The sequence below is a fragment of the Hydrogenophaga sp. PML113 genome (genome assembly GCF_001777155.1).
In the GTDB taxonomy this organism is placed as follows: Bacteria; Pseudomonadota; Gammaproteobacteria; order Burkholderiales; family Burkholderiaceae_C; genus Hydrogenophaga; species Hydrogenophaga borbori.
On record NZ_MIYM01000001.1, the window covers coordinates 83,758 to 106,661 of the forward strand.

Here is a 22,904-nt window from a genome sequence, read left to right on the forward strand (position 1 = left end):
GTCTAGGCGGCCTCGGCCATGCGCCGCAACTGCTCGACAACGTCCCGATTGGAGAACGGCTTGGTCATGTAGGCACTGGCGCCAACTTCCTCGGCGATGCGCCGATCGGACGCCTGCGTCTTGGCCGTCAAGACCAGCACCGGCAGCCCCTGCAGCGCCGGGTCAGCGCGCACCTGTTTGAGCACTTCGAAGCCGTTGACGCCGGGCAGCATCACGTCGAGCACCAGGACCTGCGGCGGGTCGGCGCGCAGGCGGCGCAGCGCGCTCTCGCCGTCCGCCACGCAGGTGACCTGGAAGCCCTCTCGGCCCAGGATGAAGCGCAGGGATTCGGTGATGTTCGCCTCGTCCTCGGCGATCAAAACGCGCATGGTCATCGATGTCTCCGTCGACCGGGGCGCTTGCCGGCCGTGCAGCAAAGTCTATGCCGACCCGGCGTCGGTGGATATCGAGTCAATCCCTGCGTGGATGATGGGTTCTTCCTCGCGCCAGTCGCAACCGGGGCGCAGGCACAGCCGGCAGGTCTGGCCCACGGGGACGGCCGGCGCGGCCGAGGAGAGGTTCAGCCCGTCGGCGTACACCATCTGGTCGGCTTGCAGGGCGTCGCAAGACAGCATCACCGAGACGAAACGCCGAGGCACCTGCCAGGTCAGGCGCGGCTTTTCCACCGCCCGCGCCAGCAGCAGGAAGCGCTGGGCGTTCGGAAATTCAACCAGCTGGCGTTCCAGAACGCCTGGGGTCTGGAAGGCTTTGTAGACCGCCCACAGCGGGCAAGCGTTGCCGTAGCGCGGCAGCGGCATGCCGGGCAGGGGGAAGCGCTTGGTCATGTGGCCGGCCGGATCGGCGCGCATAAAGCCGAAGCGCACGCCTTGTGCACCGGGCCGCCGCAGCGTGACCAGCCGGTGGCATACCTGCTCGAAGCTGGCATCGAAGCGGCGGCACAGGTGGTCGATGTCGTAGCGCGTGCGGCGGGCGGCGGCCAGAAAGGCGTCGTAGGGCATGAGCACCGCGGCGGCCGTGTAGGCGCCGAGCGCGCGCCGGGCACCCCGTCGCGCGGCATCGGTTTGCAGCGAGGCGTCGAGCAGCGCATCGATGGCTTCTCCCGACGCCAGTTGGGCCGCCAGGCGCGCCAACTCGAAGCGGCGCGTGGTGCCGGGCAGCACCTCCAGCAGCGTGCAGCGTCGGGCGTGGGCATCGAACCAGGTGCCATGCCGCGCGTGCGCGGCGTTCGCTGGTGGCTCGGCCGCGAACACCACCTGCACGCCGTGCATGCGCTGCAGGTAGCGCACCAGCCGCCGTTCGATGTCGCTGTCGGGGCCGCCGACGGCGGCGCGCAGCGCCAGCGCAGCGTCTTCCAACGCCGGGAAGTGGCTGTCGTGTTCTGCGATGAAGTCGTCCACGTCGTCCATCGGCGTGAGCGAGCGCGCGCTGATGCGAGAGGGCTCGAAGAAATCCGCGAGCGCGCTTGCCACCTCCGCCAGTCGTCGGCTGTCGTCGCCGATGATGGCCAGGAAGCGCGAGCGTTGCGCCGCGTCAAGTTCCCCCTGGTCGGCCATGATTTCGCAGGCCGAGCGGATCGCAGTCACCCGCGTCAGCAGGCGATGCACGGCGTCGCCCAGGAAGGGGTCTTGGTTCAGCCGGTCGGACAGCGCGGCGGCGGCCTGTCGGCTGTCGCGCAGGCTGCGATGGAGCGACACCAGCGCCTGGGCCCATTCGGGGTGCCCGGCGGCGAGGTCGGCCGCGCTGGCCGGGTCGGGCGCGCGCGAGGCGATGGCGGGGTCGGCCGCCGCCTCGCCCAGGTCGTCGATGAGCCGGCGCTCGGCCGCACGGTCGAAGTCGTCCACCGGCACCGACAGCGCGTCGGCCACGCGCTTGAGCAAGGCGCCGGCAATCGGCCGGCGGCTGCTCTCGATCAGGTTCAGGTAGGAAGCCGATATGCCGATGCTGTGCGCCAGCCCCGCCTGGGTCAGGCCGAGCGCCTTGCGGCGATCGCGGATCTTGGGGCCGACGAGGGTGCGGGGCATCGGGGCGCGGGCGGGGCGAATTTGCTGCGTCGCAGTGTCAATTGTTGACAGCGCTTTGACAAGCGATTTTCGTTTCTTCACCAAATCGGCGGCCATGCTCCAACCGCTGTTGCGGGGCGCATGGGCAACTGCGATCCTGCATTCAGACAGGCAGCCGCCACGCGCAAGGCGCCGGCCTCCGCGGCAATGGCCTGGGCCGAAACCAGACCCCTCTCCACGAAAGGAAAGCAGTGTCCAAGTTCACGCTCCCCCAGGAAACGACGCCCCCCATCTCGCGCCGCGACGTGCTGTACCGAGGCGCAGGCATCGCCGGAACGGCCTTGCTCGGCAACTTCGCTGGCGTGCAATGGGCCTACGCCGAGGACAAGTCGGCCATCGGCACCTGGCCGGCCGGCTCGCAGGGCGACACGGTCTACATCGGTGCTGCGGTGCCGCTCACCGGCACCTACGCGGCGCAAGGTGAGGACGAGCTCAAGGGTTGGCAGCTCGCGGTCGAACACATCAACACCAACCACGAGTTGATGAAGAAGCTCGCGCCGAAGATCGACAAGGGCGTGCTCGGCAAGAAGGTCGAACTGCTCTCGGCCGACTCTGCTGCCAAGCCCAACCAGGGCGTGCAGGTGCAGCAGACCTTCATCAACCAGAAGAAGATCATTCTGATGACCGGCTCCACCTCGTCGGCGGTGGCGGTGGCGCTCAACAAGTTTGCGCAGCGCGAGAAAATTCTCTATATGCCGGGCATCTCGGGGTCCAACGACACCACCGGCAAGGACTGCGTGCGGTATGGCTTCCGGCAAGGCTTCTACGGCGAAATGGCGGCCAACGCGATCGGCCCCATCCTGGTCAAGACATTCGGGAAGAACCGCAAGGCGGCGTTCATGACGCCGGACTACACGTACGGCCACACCACCACGAAATCGGTTGAGGACTACCTGACCAAGAACGCCGGCTGGACCGTCGTCACGAACCAGGTATCACCGCTGGGCACGCAGGACTTCAGCCAATACCTCACCAACATCATGAATTCGGATGCCGAGTTCCTGATCAACGTCAACTGGGGTCGAGACGCCGTGCTGTCGACGCAGCAGGCCAAGCAGTTCGGTCTCATCCCCAAGATGACACTCGTTCTGCCCTACCAGATTCCCTTCATCGCCAAGGAGGCGGGACCGGACCTCACCGCTGGCGTTTTCGCCGCGACCGACTTCTGGTGGACGCTGGAAGACAAGTACCCGCTGGCGAAGATGTTCGTGGACGCCTTCCGCCAGAAGCACGGCTACCGACCCGAGTGGGGCGCCGAGAACGCCTACGTCAGCTTCGCGCACTGGGCGCGCATGGTCACGCAGGCCGGCAGCTTCTACCCGCCCGACGTCATCCGGCAGTTCGAGAAGGGGGAAACGATTCCTTCTCTGCTGGGCGATGTCCACTACCGGCCGCAGGACCACCAGTGCGTGCGCCCCGTGGTCATCGTGCGCGGCAAGGCCAAGAAGGACATGAAGAACAACGAGGACTTCTGGGAAGTGGTCGAGATCGTGCCCGGCGACACAGTGATCCAGCCACCCGATGCGTTCGGCTGCAAGCCGGGTGACTACACCTGAGGGTCGCTGCGTCCGCTTCGCCGGACGCAGCGCTGCGCATCGGCCTGCGGGTCGATCCATCGACGAACAGGGCTGTACCGCGTGATCAACTGGGCCAATTTCATCTCGCAATGCTTCAACGGGCTGGTGCTGGGCGCATTGCTGGCGCTCATCTCCTCCGGCCTGACGATCATTTATGGCACGCTGGGCGTACTCAACCTCGCGCACGGCGCCATGTTCATGCTGGGCGGCTACGCGGGCTGGGTGGCCTGGAGCTACTCGGGCTCTTTCCTCGTGGCCATCCTCGCCGGCTCGTTGTTCGTCATGCTGGTGGGCCTGTTGACCGAGCGGCTGATCATCCGGTATTTCTATGCGCGTCCTCCCGAAGACCAGTTGCTCGTGACCTTCGGGCTGGGCATCGTGTTCGTCGAGGCCGTGCGCTTTTTCTTCGGCAGCCTGTCGAAACGGCTGCCGCCGCCCGACGCGCTGGTGGGCATCACGCCGCTGGGTTTCATGATGTACCCGACCTACCGGCTGGCCCTGCTGGGCATTGTGGCCGCGGCGCTGGTGTTGCTGTATTTCGTGCTCTATCGAACGCGCATCGGCATGATCGTTCGCGCGGGCATCGAGGACGCGACCATGGTCAGCTCGCTCGGCATCAACGTCTACAGGATATTCATGCTGGTGTTCGGCATCGGCGCGATGGCGGCTGGCTTCGCTGGCGTGGTCAATGCCCCGGTCGTCGCAATCGCGCCAGACGTCGGCGACGCCATCCTGGTGCAGACCTTCGTCGTCGTGGTCATCGGTGGCGTCGGATCTTTCCCCGGGGCCGTCCTGGGAGGCCTGATCGCTGGCGAGATCATCTCCATCACCTCCATGTTCAATCCCGCCTATTCCTACGTCATGCTGTTCGTGGCGATGACGCTGGTGCTGGTGCTGCGTCCTCACGGGCTGCTCGGCACGGCAAGTCGCGAGTAACACCGGTCTCCCGATGCACAGACAACGCCCCTTTCTCGTCGAAGCACTGACGCTGCTCGCGCTGATCGCCGCCCCCTTCGTCCTACCCCTGCTGGGCTTCTCGCCCACCACCATCAACCGGATCCTCATCATGGGGCTGGTCGGCATCGGCTTCGACCTGTTGTTCGGCTACACGGGACTGCTGTCGTTCGGCCAGTCGGCGTTCTTCGGCACCGGCGGCATGTTCGCCGCCTACCTGCTCACGCAGACGACGTTCGACAACACGGTCGTCGCAGTGGTACTCGGAACGCTCGTCGCAGGGGCCATCGGTTACGTGATCGGGCTGATCGCCCTGCGGCGCACCGGCATCTACTTCGCCATGATCACCGTGGCGATCGCCGAGGTCTTCTTCTTCGTCGAGTTCAACCCGCTCTCGGCCTTCACGGGCGGCGAGAACGGTCTGCCGGGCGTGCCGCCACCGAATCTGAAGCTGGGCTTCACGACACTCGGCTTCGAGAGCAACCAGGCGATGTACGTGTTCTTCGCGTTCTGGTACTTCGTCGCGCTGGTGCTGGCGCTGCGCATCGTGCGCTCGCCGGTGGGCCTGCTGTTGCGCGCCATCCGCGACAACCCGCAGCGCGCGCAGGCGCTCGGTCACAACATTCACGGCTACAAGCTCACCATCTTCGTCGTCGCCGCGATGTACGCGGGATTCGCTGGTGGCCTGCTCGGACTCATGCAAGGCTTCATGCCGCCCGATGCGTTCATGTTCCACACCTCGGGAGAGATCGTCATGATGACCGCCATCGGCGGTGCAGGCACCCTGTTCGGCCCGCTGGTGGGCGCGGCGACCTGGCTGCTGCTGAGCGATTTCCTGCAGACGACGCTGCACCTGGGCGCCACCTGGAAGCTGGTGCTGGGCCTGGTGTTCGTGTTGCTCGTGGTGTTTCTTCGCCGCGGGATCGTGGGAGCCCTCGTCGACGCCTATCGGATCGTCACGCGTGGCCGCGGGCCGGCGGCGCGGCGGTCAAATGGCGCGGCGCCCATGGCATCCGGGTCGGCGTTCGCCAGCACGGCCACCACCAGCCGCCACAAGCCGACCACCAGCCGCAGCGGCCCCGTGCTGCAGGTGACTGGTCTGAGCAAGCGCTATGGGGGACTGATGGCCAACAGCGACATCGACTTCACCGTCGATCACGGCGAGATCCGCGGGATCATCGGACCGAACGGCGCGGGCAAGAGCACCTTCTTCAAGATGCTCACCTGCGAGGTCACGCCGACCGCCGGCAAGATCGTGTTCGATGGGCGAGACATCACCAGCCTGGGCGTTACCGATGCCTGCCAGCTCGGGCTCACCAAGAGCTACCAGATCAACCAGCTCTTCGAGCGGCTGACCGTGCAGCAGAACCTCAGCATCGCCGCGCTCGGCGAGGTTCGCGGCAAATTCAGGCTGGACCTGTTCCGCAGCCTGTGGAAGGTGCCGGGCCTGGACGCGCTGGTGCACGACACCGCGGCGCTGGTTCATCTGAGCGACCGGCTCGACACGCCCGTGTCAGAGCTCGCCTATGGCGAGAAGCGGCGGCTTGAGATCGGGCTGGCACTGGCCACGTCCCCCAGCCTGCTGCTGTTGGACGAGCCGCTCGCCGGCATGAGTCCGCAGGAGCGCGTCGAGACCGTGGCGCTGCTCAAGTCGATCGCGTTGGGTCGCACGATGATCGTTATCGACCACGACATGGATTCGCTGTTCGAGCTGGTGCAGAAAGTCACTGTGCTGCAGGAAGGTCGCGTGCTGGTGGAAGGCACGGCCGATGAGATCAAGACCAACGTGAAGGTCCAGGAGGCCTACCTTGGCGGGCTGCATGCCCAGGAAGAGGCATTGAACGCATGAGACACCGATCCGCAGATCCGCAGAGGGCTTGCGCCGCCATCCCGAGGGCGGAGGGCACCTCATGAACTTGCTCGAAGTCACTGGGCTGAACAGCCACTACGGCGATAGCCACATCCTGTTCGATGTCGCGCTCCAGGTGAAAAAGCACGAGGTGGTGGCGCTGCTGGGCCGCAACGGCGCGGGCAAGTCCACCACGCTCAAGAGCCTCATGGGCGTGGTTCGGCCGACATCCGGGAGCGTCAGACTCGACGGCGCGGAGCTGGTCGGCCGGCCCGCGCACGACATTGCGCGGGGCGGCGTGCAGCTGGTTCACGAAGACCGCCGCATCTTCGGCAGCCTCAATGTCGAGGAGAACATCGTCCTTGCCGGGCTGACCGCCGACAGCCGATGGCCGCTGGAGCGCATCTACGACATGTTTCCACGGCTCAAGGAGCGACGCGCCAGCCGGGGCACCGACCTCTCGGGGGGCGAGCAGCAGATGCTGGCGATCGCGCGCGCGCTGGTGCGAAATCCGAAGATCGTGTTGCTCGACGAGCCGTTCGAGGGGCTCGCGCCGGTCATCGTGGAGGACCTGGTGCGCATCTGCCACGAACTGGCGCGGGCTGGGCAGACCATTGTGCTGGTCGAGCAGAACCTGGCCGCCACGCTGGCATTGGCTAACCGCGTGTACATCATCGGCAACGGCCACATCGTGCACGAAGCGCCCGCCGCCGAGCTCAAGGCACAGCCCGATCTTCTTCAGCGCTACCTCGGCGTCTAGGCCCAGAGGGGCCGCTGCCGCTGAGGCGCCGCAATGCCGATGGACGTGGGCTTGTTGCCTGGTGCGCGATTGTTTGGCACGCAAGGCGGTGGCGAAAGCGCCATGCGCCCCTCGCGCCTGGGTAGGATGCGCGTCTTCGTCGCTTCCTTGCCCGCCGACATGTCAGACGACACCACCGAACGCGCCAAGGCGCATTTTTTTGCCGGCAACGCGCACTTCGAAGCCGGCCGCCTGGACGCCGCGCGCGCCGACTACGAGGCGGCGCAGGCGCTCGTGCCGGGCCGGCCGTCGGTGCTGGCCAACCTGGGCGTCACGCTGTGCCGGCTGGGCCAATGGGACGCCGCCATCGAGCGCCTGGACGCCGCGCTGCTCGCCGACCCGACGCACCGCGACGCCTGGGCGGCCCTGGGCCTCAGCCGCGAAGCGCTGAACCAGTGGGCTGGTGCGGCGCACGCGCTGCGCCAGGCCATCGCGCTGGGTGCCCTCCTGCCGAGTCTGTACCTCGCGCTGTCGCATTGCGAGCTGCGCCAGGAGCGCTGGCGCGAGGCTCTGCAGGCGCTCGACGACGCGCTGGAGATCGACCCGCGCGAGCCCGAGGTTTGGAGCCAGCGCGGCCACTTGCTGCGCGAGAGCGGTCAGCTCAAGGAGGCCGCGCGCTCCTACGAACAGGCCCTGCAGCACGGTGCCGAGCCCGCGCTGCACCGCCACTACCTCGCTTCGGTGCAGGACCTGCGCGATCCGCCGCCCCCGCCGCCGGTGTACGCGGGCGCGCTGTTCGACCAGTACGCGGACGACTTTCAGGACCACCTGCTCGCGCAGCTGCGGTACGCCGCGCCCGATACCCTGCTCAAGCCGCTGCTGGCCGAGGGTCGGCGGATCGGCCTGGTGCTGGACCTGGGTTGCGGCACCGGCCTGTGCGGCCGCTTGATCGCGCCGATCGCCGACGCCGTCGAGGGCGTGGACGCCTCGCACGCCATGGTGGAACGCGCCCGCGCCAGCGGCGCGTACCGCGGGGTGGTGCACGGCGACCTGCTCGGCTTCCTGCGCGCCAGCAACGTCCCGGCCGATCTCATCGTCGCCGCCGACGTGTTCATCTACGTGGGGCCGCTCGACGCGGTCTTCGCCGCCGTCGCCGCCCGCCTGGCCAGTGGTGGCCGCTTTGCCTTCAGCGTTGAGCGAGCCGATCCCGGGCGCGACCTGCAGCTGCGCCCCAGCCTGCGCTACGCGCATTCGCGCGAACAGATCGAGCGCCTGGCCGCCGCTCACGGTTTCGCGGTGCAGGCCATCGAGGCCGGGCCGATACGGGAAGAGCAGGGCCGGCCCGTGATGGGCTGGTACGCCTGGCTGCGCCGCGCCGCCTAGCCCGCGCGGCGCCGCGCCACCCAGATCACCGCGCCGGCCTCGCCGTAGCGTTCGGCGTGCGGCACCTCGTGGCCCAGGGAGAAGGGCGCACCCGCCCGCAGGTGCTGCGTGTCTTCGCCGCAGGAGAGCCACATCTCGCCCTCGGCGACGAAGGCCTTCACCGAGAACGGGTGGGTGTGGGTGCCCAGCACCGTGTTCGGCGCCCAGCGGCGCTCCAACACCTCATCGAAGCCCTCGGCCAGGGCCTGGTCACGGAACGCATCGAACGGTGGGGTGTTCATGGCGGCGCATTGTGCGTCTAGGATGCGCGCTTTGCCTACCGGGAGAACACGCAGGTGTCTTACATGCTGCTCATCATCGAACCCGCCGGCCAGCGCGCCGAGCGCACCGAGGCGCAGGGCCGTGAGGTCTATGCCCGCATGCAGGCCTTCGGCGACGCGCTGCGCGCGCAGGGCAAGCTCAGGGCGGTGGAGTCGCTCGCCGGCCTGGGCGACGCGGTGCGCGTGAGCCAGGCGCCCGGTGCGGCGCGCCGGCTCGACGGACCCTTTGCCGAAGCCAAGGAAATGGTGGGCGGCTTCTTCCTGCTCGACGGCGTGACGCGCGAGGAGGCCATCGAGCTGGCCCGCCAGTGCCCGGCGGCCGAGTGGGCCACGGTCGAGGTGCGCGGCCTGGCGCCCTGCTTCGACGAGAGTCGAGCCTAGGGTTTTTACCTAGAGTCACCCCGTCGAAACCCGGGGCGATGAACCGTCGTGGGGATGAAGCGGGCGAAACGGTTGCCCGCGCCGTCCAGGAGAGTCCCATGCGATTCATGATCATCGTGCGCTCCATCCCCGAGTTCGAGGCCGAGACCACACCCAGCCCCGACCCCGCCGTGTTCGACGCCATGCTGCGCTTCCACGAGGAGCTGGCCCGGGCGGGTGTGCTGCTCGACGCCTCGGGCCTGCACCCCAGTCGCAAGGGCTGGCGGGTGCAGCACGGCCCCGGCGCGCCGCGCGTCGTCGACGGCCCCTTCGCCGAGGCCAAGGAGCTCATCGCCGGCTACACCCTGATCCAGGTGCGCAGCCGCGACGAGGCCATCGAGTGGTCGCGCCGCTTCCCCAACCCGGTGGGCGAAGGCAAGCCCGCCGTGGTCGAGGTGCGCCAGCTCATCGAGCTCGACGAAATCCAGGCCGACGGTCCCAGCGTGGAGGCTTTCCGCCAGATGTTGCAAGCCTGATCCCGCCGCCCCCACCATCCACCCCCGACCCAGGAGCCTCCCATGTCCCGCCAGATCTTCGTCAACCTGCCCGTCGCCGACCTGCCGCGCGCCCGCGCCTTCTACACCGGCCTGGGCTTCACGCTCAACCCGCAGTTCAGCAACGACCAGGGCGCCTGCATCGTCATCAGCGAACACGTCTACGTGATGCTGCTCGTGCGCCCCTACTTCCAGACCTTCACCCACCTGCCGGTGGCCGAGCCGGCCAAGGCCACGGCCGTGCTCAACGCGCTGTCGTGCGAGAACCGCGCCGAGGTCGAGTCCTTCGTCGCCAAGGCCCTGGCCGCCGGCGGCAGCACGCCCAACCCGGCCAAGGACCACGGCTTCATGTACCAGCACGGTTTCGCCGACCCGGACGGCCACCAGTGGGAGGTGTTCTACATGGACGAGGCGGCGTTCGCCCAGCAGGCGCAGCAGGCCTGAGGCGCGGCGACCGATGCACAGTGCCATCCACCAGCGCATCGCCGCCACCTGGCGACTGGAGTCGGCCCAGGTGGTGGCGGCCGTCATGCGCCGCGTGCGCGACCTCGGCGTGGCCGAGGACATCGCACAGGACGCGCTGGTGGCGGCCCTGGAGCACTGGCCGAAGGACGGCATCCCCGACAAGCCCGGGGCCTGGCTGATGCGCACCGCGCTCAACCGCGCGCTCGACCACCTGCGCCAGCGCGCCACGCGCGAGGGGCACGAGGCCGACATCGCCGCCGACCTGGTGGCCCTGCAGGCCGACCGCGCGCCCGACGTGGCCGAGCTGGTGGACGCCGCACGCCGCGACCCGATCGGCGACGACCTGCTGCGCCTGATCTTCACCGCCTGCCACCCCGTGCTCTCGGCCGACGCGCGTGTCGCGCTCACGCTCAAGCTGCTGGGCGGCCTGAGCACGCACGAGATCGCGCGCGCCGTGCTGCAGACCGAGTCCACCGTGGCGCAGCGCATCGTGCGCGCGCAGCGCACCCTGCGCGACGCGGGCGTGCCCTTCGAACTGCCGCACGGCCCCGCGCTGGCCGAGCGCCTGGGCTCGGTGCTGGAGGTCATCTACCTCATCTTCAACGAGGGCTACACGGCCACGCGGGGCAGCGACTGGATGCGCCCCGCGCTGTGCGACGAGGCGCTGCGCCTGGCGCGCGTGCTGGCCGATCTGATGCCGCGAGAGCCCGAGGCGTTGGGCCTGCAGGCGCTGCTGGAGATCCAGGCCTCGCGCAGCGCCGCGCGCACCGACGCGCAGGGCCGCCCCGTGCTGCTGGAGCAGCAGGACCGCGCGCGCTGGGACCGCCTGCTCATCCGCCGCGGGCTGGACGCGCTGTCGCGCGCCGACCTCATCACCGAATCGCCCGGCCCCTACCAGTTGCAGGCGGCCATCGCCGCCTGCCATGCGAGCGCCGCCTCGGTGGAGTCCACCGACTGGGCGCGCATGGCCGCGCTGTACGCCGAGCTGGCGCGCCTGGCGCCCTCGCCCGTGGTGGAGCTCAACCGCGCGGTGGCGGTGTCGCGCCACGCTGGCCCGGCCGCTGGCCTGGCCGTGCTCGCGCCGCTGTTGCAAGAGCCCGCGCTGGCGCGCTACCCCTGGCTCAGCGCGGTGTGCGGCGACCTGCTGCAACAGCTGGGTCGCCGGGCGCAAGCGCGCGAGGCCTTCGAGCGCGCCGCCAGCCTCACCCAGAACGAGGCCGACCAGGCCCTGATGCGCGAGCGCGCCGAGGCGCTGCGCGACACCCCGGCACAACCGCCCCGAGCCGACCGCGCTTAACGCGCTTAACGCGCCTGTCATCTGCGCGCCGCACAGTGCGCGGATGGCCGACCAGACGCTTCCCTTCGCGCCCGCCAGCCCCTGGCTGCGGGTCGACATCTGGCTGTTCCGCCGCCTCGGCGCGGGGCGCGGCCCGGTCGCCGCGCTGGTGCTGGCGCGGCTGGTCGCGCGCTGGAGCTGGCTGCCGCTGCTGGCGCTCGTGGTGCTGGTGTCGCTGCCGCACCCGCTGGGGCCGGCCCTGGCCCTGCTGTGCCTGTCCTGGGCCGGGCTGGTGCAGCTGGCGGGCAAGCGCCTGGCGCGCCGCTGGCAGGCGCAGCGGCCCTTTGCATTGGGCTTGTGCCCCAACCACTTGGGCCACGGCGGCCGCGCGGGCTTCCCGAGCAGCCATGCCCTGGTGATGGGCGCCGTGTTGGGTGCGCTGCTGCCACACACCGGCAGCGGGGCGCTGATCACCGCCATGGCGGCCGTGGCCTTGGCCACCGGCTGGGCGCGCGTGCACACCGGCGCGCACTTCCCGCTCGACGTGCTCGCGGGCCTGGCCCTGGGCCTGGCGAGCGGCCTGGCCTTCGGGCTCGTGCTGCCGACGTGATGGCCCGCTCAGGCCGGTTCCCTGACCCCGATGCCGGGGCGGTGCTGGTGCTGGGTCCCGCTCGCTGGCCCTGGCGGCGCCTCGTCCGCCGGCCACCGTGACGGACGGGTGCCCCGGCCGGCCTGCGACCCATGGAGGATGGCCAGCAGGGCGATCAGCGCCTGGCGCCCGCCGGGCGGCGTGTCGAACGCGCTCAGCAGGGGAAGCTTCTCGACATCGTCGATGAAGCGCCGAAGGGCGCTGGGGGCGCCCGTGCCCTGGCGCAGCTGGTCTTCGATCAGCGGGCCGATCAGATCGTGCGCCGGGTCGGGTGAACCGCCGCACAGCGCGGGCAGCAGTTCCGGCAGGCGCTGCATCAGGGCGGGCAGGCGCTCGTCCAGCAGCAGCGCCAGGTGCAGGTCCATGCGGTGCAGGGCGAGGGCCTTCGACACCGGCGCCTGGCCAGCCTCGATCGCCCGGTCGCGCTCGGCGCTCACGGCGAAGGGCATGGCGTGGCGCGCGTAGCCCATCGGTTCGCCTTGCACCGACACGTGGCTGAGGGCGTCGTGGCAGTCCTGGCCTCCGCCGGCCACCGTGAAGGGGGCGGCGGCGAACAGCGTGGCGGGGCGCCCCAGCCAGACGGCCATGCTGGCGGCCAGGGCCGCGCCCATGCCGTGACCGGTGAAGAACAGGCGGCCAGGGTCCTGTCCCTGCCGCTGGGCCGACGCCACCACCGCGAGGCAGTGCGTTATCGCCTGGCGCCGCAGCTCAGTGCCGATCTCGACTCCTTGGCGGCCGAGCACCAGGCTCAGCCCCAGCAACAGCTCGGGCAAGTCCTGCCGCGCAGGGCCCGGCAGCGCCGAAGGCAAGTCCCGGCCTCGGTAGGCCACCACCATGTCCCCCGTGGACGGGTTGAGATACGCCCTGGCGCCGAAGCCGCCGCCGTGCAGGGCTTGCTCAGCCTGCGCCGCCAGGGGCGGCGCTTGCAAGGCCTTCCAGCCCGGCAGCAAGGGGGTGCGGTGCGCCCCCCCGGACAAGGGGCCGATGCCGACGGCCCACGCGAGATGGGCGCATTCAATGAGGGATGCCATACGTTGGTTTCTCCATGGGGGTGGGCCGCGGGGCCGGCCGGCGCCGGGCTGGGCACGATAGGGTGTGCACTGCGGCGGAGATACACGGGCGGGGTACAGGCGGCTCCCCCAGGTGGGGGAGGGCGGTGCGCGGTCCTTCGGGTGCCCGCCACGGGCGAACACCGATGGCGTGCGACGAAGCGCACCCTCACACTCGCGTCCACCATGACCGAGTCCGCCGCCCCCAACGATCGCCACGCTGTCCTCATCGTCGGTGCCGGGCCCGCGGGCCTGGCGGTGGCCGGCGGCCTTCGCCTGCTGGGGCGGGACGCCACGGTCATCGACGAGGCCGCGCAACTGGGCTCGTCCTGGCGCGAGCACTACGAGCGGCTGCACCTGCACACGGTCAAGTCGCACTCGGCCTTGCCGGGCCTGCCGTTCCCCGACGAGGCGCCGCGCTACGTGCCGCGCCAGGGGGTGGTGGACTACCTGGAGGCCTACGCCCGCCACCACCGCATCGAACCCGTGGGCGGGCAGACGGTGGTGCGCATCACCGCCGGCGCCGCCGCCGACCCCGGCGCGCGCTGGCGCGTGCACACCGCTGGCGGCCGGGTCCTGGACGCCGCGCAGCTGGTGCTGGCCACCGGCGCCAACCGGGAGCCGCGCAGGCCGGTGCTGCCGGGGCAGGACGCCTTCACCGGCCGCGTGCTGCACAGCCACGACTACCGCAACGCCCAGCCGTTCAAAGACCAGTGCGTGCTCGTGGTGGGCATGGGCAACACGGGCGCGGAGATCGCGCTGGACCTGGCCGAGCAGGGCGTGGCGGTGGCGCTGTCGGTGCGCTCGCCGGTCAACATCGTCAAGCGCGACGTGCTGGGCCGGCCCACGCAGCTCTCCAGCATCGCGCTGGCCCGCCTGCCCGAACCCATGGGCGACGCCTGCGCCACGCTGCTGCGCCGGCTCACCGTGGGCGACCTGTCGCGCTGGGGCCTGCGCACGCCGGCCGCCTCGCCGCTGCGCCAGTTGCGCCGCGAGGGCAAGACGCCGGTGATCGACGTCGGCACCCTCGCGCGCATCCGGCGCGGCGAGATCACCGTCTACCCCGGCATCGCCACGCTCATGCGCGGTGGCGTGCGCTTCACCGACGGACGGGGGCAGGGCTTCGACAGCATCGTGCTCGCCACCGGCTACCAGCCCCTGGTGCAGGGACTGTTCCCGAACCACCCGCTGCCGCTGGATGAACGCGGCCTGCCCACGGTGCTGCACGGTGAAGGCGCATTGGCGGGGCTGCACTTCGTGGGTTACGACATCCGCCAGCCGGGCGGGCTGCTGCGCACGATCGCGATGCAGGCCGAGCGGGTGGCCGGGCACATCGCGGCTTCGCTGGCGCCGGCCTCAGGCACCGCCGGCCGGGTGGCCCAGTCAGGCTGATGGAAGACGGCGCATCAGCACGTCGCACAAAAACTCCGCTGGCGGCGACAGCGGCAGATCGGGTCGGCGCACCAGCACGATGGCGGGCGCCGGCAGGCGCTCGCGCACGGGGATGACGTCCAGCAGGTCACGCGTCATGACGAAGTCCAACCACTGCCGAGGCAACATGGCCAGCAGGTCGGTACGCACCAGGGCCACCTGCACCGACAGCGCGGAGTGCGCGCTCAGCATCACGCGCGGCGCGGCCCGACCGTGGGAGGCAAACAGCCGCGCCAGGTCCTGCTCGGCGTTGTGGTCGATGGTGGTGCTGGCCCACTCGGCGCCGGCCAGCGCCTTGAGGCTGCGCACGCGCGCCAGCGGGTGGCCTTTGCGGCAAACCACCACGCGCGTGTTGTCGCACAGGTGCCGCATCGCCAGGCCCGGCGCCAGCTTCTGCGATGGCGCAGCGCCAAGGTAGAACTCCAGCCCGCCGTCGCGCAATGCGCTTTCCACGCCGGGCATCAGGCTCTCGGTGATGTTGAGCCTGACCTTCGGATAGGCATGGCGGAACACCGGCAGCGCATCGGGCAGCATGCCCAGGTGGGGCATGATCGACAAGGCCACCGATACCGTTCCCTCGTAGGCCGGCCCCGGGTGCTGCACCTCTTCCCGCGCGCGCTGAGCCTCGCTGGTGATGACGCAGGCCCGGCGATGAAAGCGCACGCCTTCGGCGGTCAGGACCATGCCCGTGGTCTCCCGCGCAAACAAGCTCACACCCAGTTCCCGCTCCAGTGCCCGCACGCTGCGCGTCAGCGCGGGCTGGGGCATGTCCAAGCGCCTGGCGGCCGCGCGCAGGCTGCCGTGTTCGACGATGGCCATCAGGTGCTGTAGCTGATCGAGCTTCATGCCTTGACTTACCTGTTGTTCATTCGGGGAGATATCAGATTCGAATCACTTTTCGAATATTTCCATCTTATTTGAATCTTTAGGCCTGCCTACAGTCCGCCCCATCCCGCGCCGGGAACACAGACAACGAGACGGAGACACGCCATGAACCCCATTTCCAGAAGGCGCCTGCTGGCAGCGGCCTGTCTGCTGTCCACACTGGGCAGCGCCGCGGCACAGGACTGGCCCAGCCGGCCCGTGCGCATGATCGTTCCGGTGGGCGCGGGTTCTGCGCCAGACGTGATTGCGCGCATCGTTGGCGAGCGGCTTGCCAACGCCTGGGGCCAAGGCGTTGTGGTGGACAACCGCCCCGGTGCAGGCGGCATTCCAGGTATGTCGGCGCTGGTGCGCTCGGCGCCCGATGGCTACACCATTGGCTTCGTCCCGGCCGCCATGGGCACGATCACTCCGCTCGTGTTCAAGAACCCGCAGTTCAACCCGGACACCGACCTCGCCCCCGTGGCCACGGTGGGCATCAGCCCGCTGATGCTGGCGGTTCCGGCCAGCAGCGGCATCCGATCCATGGCGGACCTAGCCCAGCACGCCAAGGCCCATCCGGGCAAGGTGAACTTCGCCGCGCCGCAGCTCAACTCGCTGCCGCACCTGGCCGGCGAGATGGTCAGCAAGGCCGGGGGCATGGGCCTGTTCACCGTGCCCTACCGCACGCCGCCCGACGCGGTGGCGGCCGTGCTGGCGGGCGACGCCGTGCTCACGGTGGATGGTGTGCCGGGACTGCTGGAGCATGTGAAGTCGGGCCGCCTGCGCGCCGTGGGCGTCACCTCGGCGCAGCGCCTGCCCGGCATCGATGCGCCGCCGGTGGCGGACACCTATCCCGGTTACGAGGCCATCGGCTGGTTCCAGATCATCGCGCCGGCGGGCACACCGCCCGGCGTCATCGAACGCATCAACGCCGACGTCAACCGCATCACCGCCTCGTCCGAAGTCACCCGTCGGCTGGCCGACATGGGGGTGTACCCGCGACAGGACAGCGTGAGCGCCGCGCACGCGTTCTTCGTGCAGCAGCAAGGCGCAATGAGGCGCCTGGTGACCGCACTCGGCGTGCAGCCCCAGTAGCACTCGCCGCAACGTTTTCCAGACCCGATGGCGCCGGCGCAGCTGGCGCCCTGGGCCGACTCAAGCTTTCACAACCGAAACAGGAGCCTCCCAACATGACCCCCCGCAAGAAGGCCCTCGTCACCGGCGGTGGCACCGGCATCGGCCGCAGCGCCGTGCTGGCGCTGGCGAAAGCCGGCTACGACGTGGCCATCAACTACGCCTCGAGCGCCAAGGCCGCGCAAGCGGTGGCCGAAGAAGCCCGGACTCTGGGCGCCCAGACCCTGGTGCTGCCCTGCGACGTGAGCGACGACAGTGCCGTGCGCCAGATGCTGGCCGAGGTGGGTAGCGCCTTCGGCCACCTGGACGCGCTGGTCAACAACGCCGGCACCACCGCCACCTGGAAGGTGAAAGACCTCGACAGCCTGGACATGGACGCCTGGGACCGCACCTTCGCGGTCAACGTGCGCGGCAACTTCCAGGTGAGCCGCGCCTCGGTGCCGCTGCTGCGCAAGAGCAGGGCACAAGGAGGCGAGCCCTGCATCGTCAATACCGCGAGCATCGTGGGTCTGCGCCCCGGCCCGCAGCCGCCACCGTACGCGGCCAGCAAGGCCGCCGTGGTGAGCCTGACCAAGATGTTGGCCTGGAACCTGGGCCCGGACATCCGCGTGAACGCGGTGGCGCCGGGCTGGATGGAAGGCGACTGGATGCAGCGCATGCTGGGCGACAAGTACGAAACGCTCATGGGCGCGCGCGCCAAGGCCACGCCGCTGAAGCGCTGCGTCACCGCCGACGACGTGGCCGAGGTGATGCTCAACCTGATCCAGGGCATGCGCTTCGTCACCGGCGAGGTGGTCGTCATCGACGGCGGCTTCACGAGTTCGACCTGAGGCCGCGCCCGCGTTGCCCCATCCCCCTTGATCCTCCGGAGACTTCCCATGCTTGAAGGATTCGTTCCCTTTCCGCCCGACTGCGCCGCGCGCTACCGCGCCAAGGGCTACTGGCAGGACCGCTCGCTGGCGCAGGAGTTCGACGCCGTGTTCAAGCGCTTCGCGGACCGCGTCGCGCTGATTGACGGCGACGTGTCTTTCACCTACGCCGAACTCGACCGCGTCACCACCAACCTGGCGCTCAACCTGCTCGAGCTCGGCCTGCGCCCGCTGGACCGCGTGGTGCCCACGCTGCCCAACGTGCACGAGTTCGTGCTGCTGTACTTCGCACTGCAGAAGATCGGCTGCATCCCGATCGCTGCGCTGGTCACGCACCGTTACGCCGAGATCAGCCAGTTCGTTCGGCTCTCGGGCGCGACCACTTGTGTCTACCCCGGCACCGCAGGTGACTTCACTTTCGCGCCGATGATCGAACGCGTGCAGGCCGAGAACGCCTCGCTGAAATTTCGTCTGGTGCTGGGCAACGCGGGGCCGGGCGAGGTCTCACTGCGTGCGCTGATCGACACGCCGGCCAAGCTGCCGGCCTCGCGCCTGGCCGAGATCCGCATCGACCCCGAAGACCCCTGCATCTTCCAGCTCTCGGGTGGCACCACCGGCATCCCCAAGCTGATCCCGCGAACCAACAACGACTACGCCTACAACTCGAAGGTGGCCGCCGAGGTGACCGAGATCGACGCGGAATCGGTGCTGCTGCTGGTGCTGCCGATCGCCCACAACCTGCCGCTGGCCTGCCCGGGCATCCAGGGCTTTCTGTTCAAGGGAGCCAAGGTGGTCCTGCACGCCAACACGCGCCCGACGGACATGTTCGCGCTGATCCAGAAGCACCGGGTCACGCACCTCAAGGTGGTGCCCGCGCTGCTGATCCGCCTGATCAACGACGAGGCCGCCAGCGCCTACGACCTGTCCAGCCTCAGGCTGATCCAGAGCGGCGGACAACGCATGCAGCCCGAAGTGCGCGCGAAGACACGCGCGCTGATACCCGGCGTGTTCGTGCAGGAGAACTTCGGCATGTCGGAAGGCACCTTGATGTTCGTGCGCGCCAGCGACCCGGAGGACGTCAAGCTCGAGACCTGCGGCCGTCCCGTGTGCGAGGACGACGAGGTTCTGCTGCTCGACGACGAGGGCCGCGTGGTGCCCGACGGCGAGGTCGGCGAGTTCACCGTGCGCGGCCCCTACACCTTGCGCGGCTACTTCGGTGTGCCTGAGTACAACGCGCGCCAGTTCACGCCCGACGGGTTCTACCGTTCCGGCGACCTGATGCGCAAGCACCCCAGCGGCAACTACATCGTCGAGGGCCGCAAGAAAGACCTGATCAACCGCGGCGGCGAAAAGATCAGTGCCGAGGAGGTGGAAAACCTGATCCTGATGCACCCCGCGGTGCAGAACGTGGCTTGCGTGCCCATGCCCGACGCCAACCTGGGCGAGCGCATGTGCGCCTTCGTGATCCTCAAGGCCGGACACGAGTTGCACCTGAAGGAGCTCGTGGGTTTTCTGCTGACCAAGGAAATCGCCAAGTTCAAGTTGCCCGAGCGGCTGGAGGTCTTGCCGGACTTTCCCGTCTCCACCTTTGGCAAGGTATCCAAGAAGGCGCTGGGCGAACTCATCGGCCAGCGGCTGGCAGAAGAAGAGGCCGCGCGCCGCATCCCCCACTGACCGAACCCCCGAGAGACCCCATGCGCATCATCGACCTGCACTGCTACCCGGGTACGTCCACCTGGACCGATTCCCAGGGTCCCTATCCCGCCGAGCTCGCCCGCTACTGGAAGCGGGACTGGGTGGGCAAGAGCGAAGACGAGGTGATCGCCGAGTTCGCCGGCGCGGGCGTCGAGGCCTGCCTGGTGGCGCTGGACCTGGAGACCACCATTGCCGCGCCGCCCTGCACCAACGAGTACGTGCACGGCATGTGGAAGCGCCACCCGAAACGGATCATCCAGTGCTGGGGCGCGGTGGAGCCGGCCAAAGGCGAGATCGCCATGATCCAGGCCCGCAAGGCCGTGCGCGAGCTGGGCTTCATCGGCTTTCACTTCCACCCCATCATGCAGCACTTCGGTGTCAGCGACCGGCGCTACTACCCGCTGTTCGAGGAGATCGACGCCATGGGCGCCGCGGTGATGATCGACGTCGGCACCACCGGCATGGGCGCGGGCATGCCGGGTGGGCACGGTGCGGTGATCCGCCACGCCCACCCCCAACACATCGATCAGCTCGCGGCCGATTTCCCGACGCTGAAGATCATCATGGCCCACCCCGGCTGGCCCTGGGTGGACGAAACCACCGCCGTGGCCCTGCACAAGGGCAATGTGTTCTGGGAGATGTCGGGCTGGGCGCCCAAGCACTTCCCGGGCAACCTGAAGGTGGACATCCGCGGCCGCCTGCAGGACAAGATCATGTTCGGCAGCGACTACCCCAGCCTGCCCTATGAGCGCATCCTGCGGGAGTGGGACGGGCTCGGCTACACGCCGGAGATCATGGAAAAGATCATGCACGGCAACGCCGAGCGCGTGCTGGGGTTGTGAGCATGGACGCCTTCCTCTGCGACGGCGTGCGCACGCCGATCGGGCGCTACGGCGGCGCGCTCTCGGGCGTGCGCACCGACGACCTGGGCGCCATCCCGATCCGCGCGCTGATGGCGCGTCACCCCGGCCTCGAGCCGGCGCTGATCGACGAACTGGTCTTTGGCTGCGTGAACCAGGCCGGCGAGGACAACCGCAACGTGGCGCGCATGAGCGCGCTGCTGGCGGGGTTGCCGGTCGAGGTGCCGGCGCTCACCGTCAACCGGCTGTGCGGCTCGGGCCTTGAGGCCGTGGCCCAGGTGGCGCGCGCGCTGCACGCGGGCCAGGCGCAGATCGCCATCGCGGGGGGCGTGGAAAGCATGAGCCGCGCGCCGTTGGTGATGCCCAAGCCCACGGCGGCCTTCTCGCGCCACGCCGAGGTGCACGACAGCACCATCGGCTGGCGCTTCGTGAATCCGCGCATGGAAACGCTGCACGGCGTGGACAGCATGGGCGACACGGCGGAGAACGTGGCGCAGGAACACGGCATCTCGCGCGCCGACCAGGACGCCTTCGCCCTGCGCAGCCAGCAACGCGCGGCGGCCGCCGCGCGGGCCGGAGTGCTGGCGCAGGAGATCGTGCCCGTGGAGGTGCCGGGCCGCCGAGGCGCCGTCGTGCGGGTGAGCGAGGACGAGCACCCGCGCGCCGACGCCACGGCCCAGAGCCTGGCCGCGCTCAAACCGGCGTTTCGCCCGGGCGGCACGGTCACCGCCGGCAATTCATCGGGCGTGAACGATGGCGCCGCCGCACTGTTGCTGGCCAGCGAAGCCGGGGCGCAGCGCCACGGCCTGCGGCCCCTGGTCCGTGTGCTCGGCTACGCGAGCGCGGGCATAGCCCCGCGTGTGATGGGTTTCGGCCCGGTGCCGGCGGTGCGGCGCCTGCTGGCACACACCGGCCTGCGCATCGGCGACTTCGATGTCATCGAGCTCAACGAGGCCTTCGCGGCCCAGGGCCTGGCTGTGATGCGCGCGCTCGGCCTGAGTGACGACGCACCGCAGGTGAACCCCCACGGCGGGGCCATCGCCTTCGGTCACCCGCTGGGCATGAGCGGCGCGCGCCTGGTGCTGGCCGCCGCGCGGCAGCTGCAACGCAGCGGCGGGCGTTACGGCCTCGTGACGATGTGCGTGGGCGTGGGGCAGGGCGTGGCCATGGCCATCGAACGCGTGGGAGACCCCCGATGAGCGAACCCATCCTGATCGAGCGGCGCGGCCATGTCGCGCTGCTCACCCTCAACCGTCCCGACACCCGAAACGCCCTTAGCGGCGAAGCGATGTTCGCGGCCTTCGAACAGACCTTCGCCGCGCTCAACGCGGACCTCAACGTGCGCGTCGCCATCCTGACCGGCGCGGGAACAGCCTTTTGCTCCGGCGGCAACGTGGCCGAGATGCGCGAGCGCCGTGGCATGTTCGCTGGCACGCCCGAGCAGATCGCGCAGGCCTACCGCGACGGCATCCAGCGCATCCCACGCGCCTTCGAGGCGCTGCAAGTGCCCATCATCGCCGCGGTCAACGGCCCGGCCATCGGCGCCGGCAACGACCTGGCTTGCATGTGCGACCTGCGCATCGCCTCCCGCCAGGCGCGCTTCGCCGAGAGCTTCGTCAAGGTCGGCATCGTGCCCGGCGACGGAGGCTGCTGGCTGCTGCCGCGTGTTGTCGGCTACGCGCGCGCGGCCGAGATGGCGCTCACCGGCGATGCGATCGATGCCGAGGAGGCCCTGCGCATCGGCCTGGTCTCGCGGGTGGTGGCGCCCGAGGCGCTGCTCGACGAGGCCTTGCAACTGGCCGCCCGCATCGCGGCCAACCCGCCCCAGGTGCTTCGATGGACGCGCCAGCTGCTGCAGCAGGCACGCACCGCAACGCTGGACGAGGCTCTGGGCAGCGCGGGTCGCCTGCAGGGCCTGGCGCACCACACGGCCGACCACGCCGAAGCCGTTGCCGCCTTCTTCGAGAAACGCGCGCCGCGCTTTCAGGGCGCAGCCACATGAGCACCGCGAGCGACTGCTTGTTGCAGGCGAACCCCATGGATGGCGTGGCGCTGCTGCGCCTGAACCGCCCGGCCGTGCTCAATGCGCTCAACCTCGAGCTGCGCCATGCACTCGCCGAGGCCTTTCTGCGACTCGACGCCGACGACCGGGTTCGCGCCATCGTGCTGGCGGGCGGTGAGCGCGCGTTCTGCGCCGGGGCCGATCTCAACGAGTACGTGGACGCCACGCCGGCGCAGATCATGGCGCGCCAGATGGACCGGCTGTGGGGCGCCATCGCCAACTGCCGCAAACCGGTGATCGCCGCCGTGCGGGGCCACGCGCTTGGCGGAGGCTGTGAACTCTCGATGCACGCCGACATCCTCGTCGCGGGCCAGGGCGCGCGCTTCGGCCAACCGGAGGTGAAGCTCGGGATCATGCCCGGGGGTGGGGGCACGCAACGTCTCACCCAGGTGGTGGGCAAATTCGCTGCCATGCACATCCTGCTGCGGGGCGAACCCTTCGGCGCCGACGCGGCCCTGGCCATGGGCTTGGCCAGCGAAGTGGTGAACGACGACGAAGTGGAAGCGCGCGCGCTGCAGATCGCCTGCGAGCTGGCCGCACTGCCCGTGCTGGCGCTGCGCCTGATCAAGGAAGCCGTGCTGGAAGGCATGAGCAGCGGGCTGGAGAGCGGGCTGCGGTTCGAGCGGCGCTCCTTTCAGACGCTTTTTTCCACGCACGACCAGCACGAAGGCATGCGCGCGCGGCTGGACAAGCGCGCACCGCGCTTCACCGGGGGCTGAGGCCCGCAGCGCACGGGCACACCTTTCGTTCGACC

23 protein-coding genes are annotated in these 22,904 nt (G+C 69.6%); 18 read left to right on the forward strand and 5 right to left on the reverse strand.

Annotated elements, in window-relative coordinates:
• Positions 1-2: 2 nt before the first annotated feature.
• Positions 3-368: a response regulator transcription factor gene (locus BHU06_RS00370; protein ID WP_217494337.1), complete on the reverse strand. Its 366-nt coding sequence runs from the start codon at positions 366-368 to the stop codon at positions 3-5.
• Between the two features lie 51 nt (positions 369-419).
• Entirely contained in the window at positions 420-2,021 is a 1,602-nt protein-coding gene (locus tag BHU06_RS00375; RefSeq protein ID WP_070397161.1) for a helix-turn-helix domain-containing protein, read from the reverse strand.
• A gap of 230 nt (positions 2,022-2,251) precedes the next feature.
• Between BHU06_RS00375 and BHU06_RS00380 the strand changes: the two genes are divergently transcribed.
• The 5 genes from BHU06_RS00380 (at position 2,252) to BHU06_RS00400 (ending at position 8,562) form a co-directional block, all read left to right on the forward strand.
• The gene (locus BHU06_RS00380; protein WP_070397162.1) at positions 2,252-3,616 is read left to right on the forward strand and encodes a substrate-binding protein; all 1,365 of its coding nucleotides are present in this window, start codon (positions 2,252-2,254) and stop codon (positions 3,614-3,616) included.
• Positions 3,617-3,697: 81 nt separating this feature from the next.
• Positions 3,698-4,573 carry a branched-chain amino acid ABC transporter permease gene (locus BHU06_RS00385; protein WP_070397163.1) on the forward strand — a complete coding sequence of 292 codons (876 nt, stop codon included), beginning with the start codon at positions 3,698-3,700 and terminating at the stop codon, positions 4,571-4,573.
• Between the two features lie 13 nt (positions 4,574-4,586).
• Positions 4,587-6,440, forward strand: coding sequence for an ATP-binding cassette domain-containing protein (locus BHU06_RS00390; RefSeq protein ID WP_070397164.1), 1,854 nt, complete (start codon positions 4,587-4,589; stop codon positions 6,438-6,440).
• A 61-nt stretch (positions 6,441-6,501) separates the two neighbouring features.
• Complete coding sequence (locus BHU06_RS00395) at positions 6,502-7,200, forward strand: ABC transporter ATP-binding protein (protein WP_070397165.1); 699 nt, start codon at positions 6,502-6,504, stop codon at positions 7,198-7,200.
• A gap of 159 nt (positions 7,201-7,359) precedes the next feature.
• Positions 7,360-8,562, forward strand: a complete 1,203-nt coding sequence (locus tag BHU06_RS00400) for a tetratricopeptide repeat protein (RefSeq protein ID WP_175442771.1) — start codon at positions 7,360-7,362, stop codon at positions 8,560-8,562.
• Here the strand turns inward: BHU06_RS00400 and BHU06_RS00405 are convergent.
• The gene (locus tag BHU06_RS00405) at positions 8,559-8,843 is read right to left on the reverse strand and encodes an AraC family transcriptional regulator (RefSeq protein WP_070397167.1); all 285 of its coding nucleotides are present in this window, start codon (positions 8,841-8,843) and stop codon (positions 8,559-8,561) included. The genes BHU06_RS00400 and BHU06_RS00405 overlap by 4 nt on opposite strands.
• 54 nt (positions 8,844-8,897) lie before the next feature.
• Here BHU06_RS00405 and BHU06_RS00410 point away from each other — a divergent pair, with 54 nt between their 5' ends.
• The 5 genes from BHU06_RS00410 to BHU06_RS00430 all read left to right on the forward strand — a co-directional run bounded on the left by BHU06_RS00410 (position 8,898) and on the right by BHU06_RS00430 (position 12,147).
• Positions 8,898-9,263, forward strand: a complete 366-nt coding sequence (locus BHU06_RS00410; protein ID WP_070397168.1) for a YciI family protein — start codon at positions 8,898-8,900, stop codon at positions 9,261-9,263.
• A 98-nt stretch (positions 9,264-9,361) separates the two neighbouring features.
• Positions 9,362-9,778, forward strand: coding sequence for a YciI family protein (locus tag BHU06_RS00415; RefSeq protein WP_070397169.1), 417 nt, complete (start codon positions 9,362-9,364; stop codon positions 9,776-9,778).
• 42 nt (positions 9,779-9,820) lie between these two features.
• A complete protein-coding gene (locus BHU06_RS00420; protein WP_070397170.1) occupies positions 9,821-10,240 on the forward strand; it encodes a VOC family protein in 420 nt (139 codons plus the stop codon).
• Positions 10,241-10,253: 13 nt separating this feature from the next.
• Positions 10,254-11,558 (forward strand): RNA polymerase sigma factor, encoded by a 1,305-nt coding sequence (locus BHU06_RS00425; protein WP_070397171.1) that lies wholly within the window; start codon positions 10,254-10,256, stop codon positions 11,556-11,558.
• Between the two features lie 43 nt (positions 11,559-11,601).
• Entirely contained in the window at positions 11,602-12,147 is a 546-nt protein-coding gene (locus tag BHU06_RS00430; RefSeq protein ID WP_070397172.1) for a phosphatase PAP2 family protein, read from the forward strand.
• An 8-nt stretch (positions 12,148-12,155) separates the two neighbouring features.
• Here the strand turns inward: BHU06_RS00430 and BHU06_RS00435 are convergent, their stop codons facing one another.
• Positions 12,156-13,217, reverse strand: coding sequence for a hypothetical protein (locus tag BHU06_RS00435; protein WP_070397173.1), 1,062 nt, complete (start codon positions 13,215-13,217; stop codon positions 12,156-12,158).
• 204 nt (positions 13,218-13,421) lie between these two features.
• On the opposite strand from BHU06_RS00435, the gene BHU06_RS00440 reads away from it, so the two are divergent.
• Positions 13,422-14,627 (forward strand): NAD(P)/FAD-dependent oxidoreductase, encoded by a 1,206-nt coding sequence (locus BHU06_RS00440; protein ID WP_070397174.1) that lies wholly within the window; start codon positions 13,422-13,424, stop codon positions 14,625-14,627.
• Here the strand turns inward: BHU06_RS00440 and BHU06_RS00445 are convergent.
• Positions 14,619-15,512 (reverse strand): LysR family transcriptional regulator, encoded by an 894-nt coding sequence (locus tag BHU06_RS00445; RefSeq protein WP_070397175.1) that lies wholly within the window; start codon positions 15,510-15,512, stop codon positions 14,619-14,621. The two genes, BHU06_RS00440 and BHU06_RS00445, sit on opposite strands and share 9 nt — an antisense overlap.
• A 144-nt stretch (positions 15,513-15,656) precedes the next feature.
• Between BHU06_RS00445 and BHU06_RS00450 the strand changes: the two genes are divergently transcribed.
• The 7 genes from BHU06_RS00450 (at position 15,657) to BHU06_RS00480 (ending at position 22,869) form a co-directional block, all read left to right on the forward strand.
• A complete protein-coding gene (locus tag BHU06_RS00450; RefSeq protein WP_083292773.1) occupies positions 15,657-16,625 on the forward strand; it encodes a tripartite tricarboxylate transporter substrate binding protein in 969 nt (322 codons plus the stop codon).
• Positions 16,626-16,720: 95 nt separating this feature from the next.
• Positions 16,721-17,494, forward strand: a complete 774-nt coding sequence (locus BHU06_RS00455) for an SDR family NAD(P)-dependent oxidoreductase (protein ID WP_070397177.1) — start codon at positions 16,721-16,723, stop codon at positions 17,492-17,494.
• Between the two features lie 48 nt (positions 17,495-17,542).
• Positions 17,543-19,207 carry a (2,3-dihydroxybenzoyl)adenylate synthase gene (locus BHU06_RS00460; RefSeq protein WP_070397178.1) on the forward strand — a complete coding sequence of 555 codons (1,665 nt, stop codon included), beginning with the start codon at positions 17,543-17,545 and terminating at the stop codon, positions 19,205-19,207.
• A 20-nt stretch (positions 19,208-19,227) separates the two neighbouring features.
• A complete protein-coding gene (locus tag BHU06_RS00465) occupies positions 19,228-20,070 on the forward strand; it encodes an amidohydrolase family protein (RefSeq protein ID WP_070397179.1) in 843 nt (280 codons plus the stop codon).
• A 2-nt stretch (positions 20,071-20,072) separates the two neighbouring features.
• Positions 20,073-21,287, forward strand: a complete 1,215-nt coding sequence (pcaF, locus tag BHU06_RS00470; protein ID WP_070397180.1) for a 3-oxoadipyl-CoA thiolase — start codon at positions 20,073-20,075, stop codon at positions 21,285-21,287.
• Positions 21,284-22,090 carry a crotonase/enoyl-CoA hydratase family protein gene (locus tag BHU06_RS00475; protein ID WP_070397181.1) on the forward strand — a complete coding sequence of 269 codons (807 nt, stop codon included), beginning with the start codon at positions 21,284-21,286 and terminating at the stop codon, positions 22,088-22,090. The genes pcaF and BHU06_RS00475 overlap by 4 nt, the downstream gene beginning before the upstream one ends.
• The gene (locus tag BHU06_RS00480; protein ID WP_070397182.1) at positions 22,087-22,869 is read left to right on the forward strand and encodes an enoyl-CoA hydratase-related protein; all 783 of its coding nucleotides are present in this window, start codon (positions 22,087-22,089) and stop codon (positions 22,867-22,869) included. Before BHU06_RS00475 ends, BHU06_RS00480 begins: the two co-directional genes overlap by 4 nt.
• The last annotated feature ends 35 nt before the right edge of the window (positions 22,870-22,904 follow it).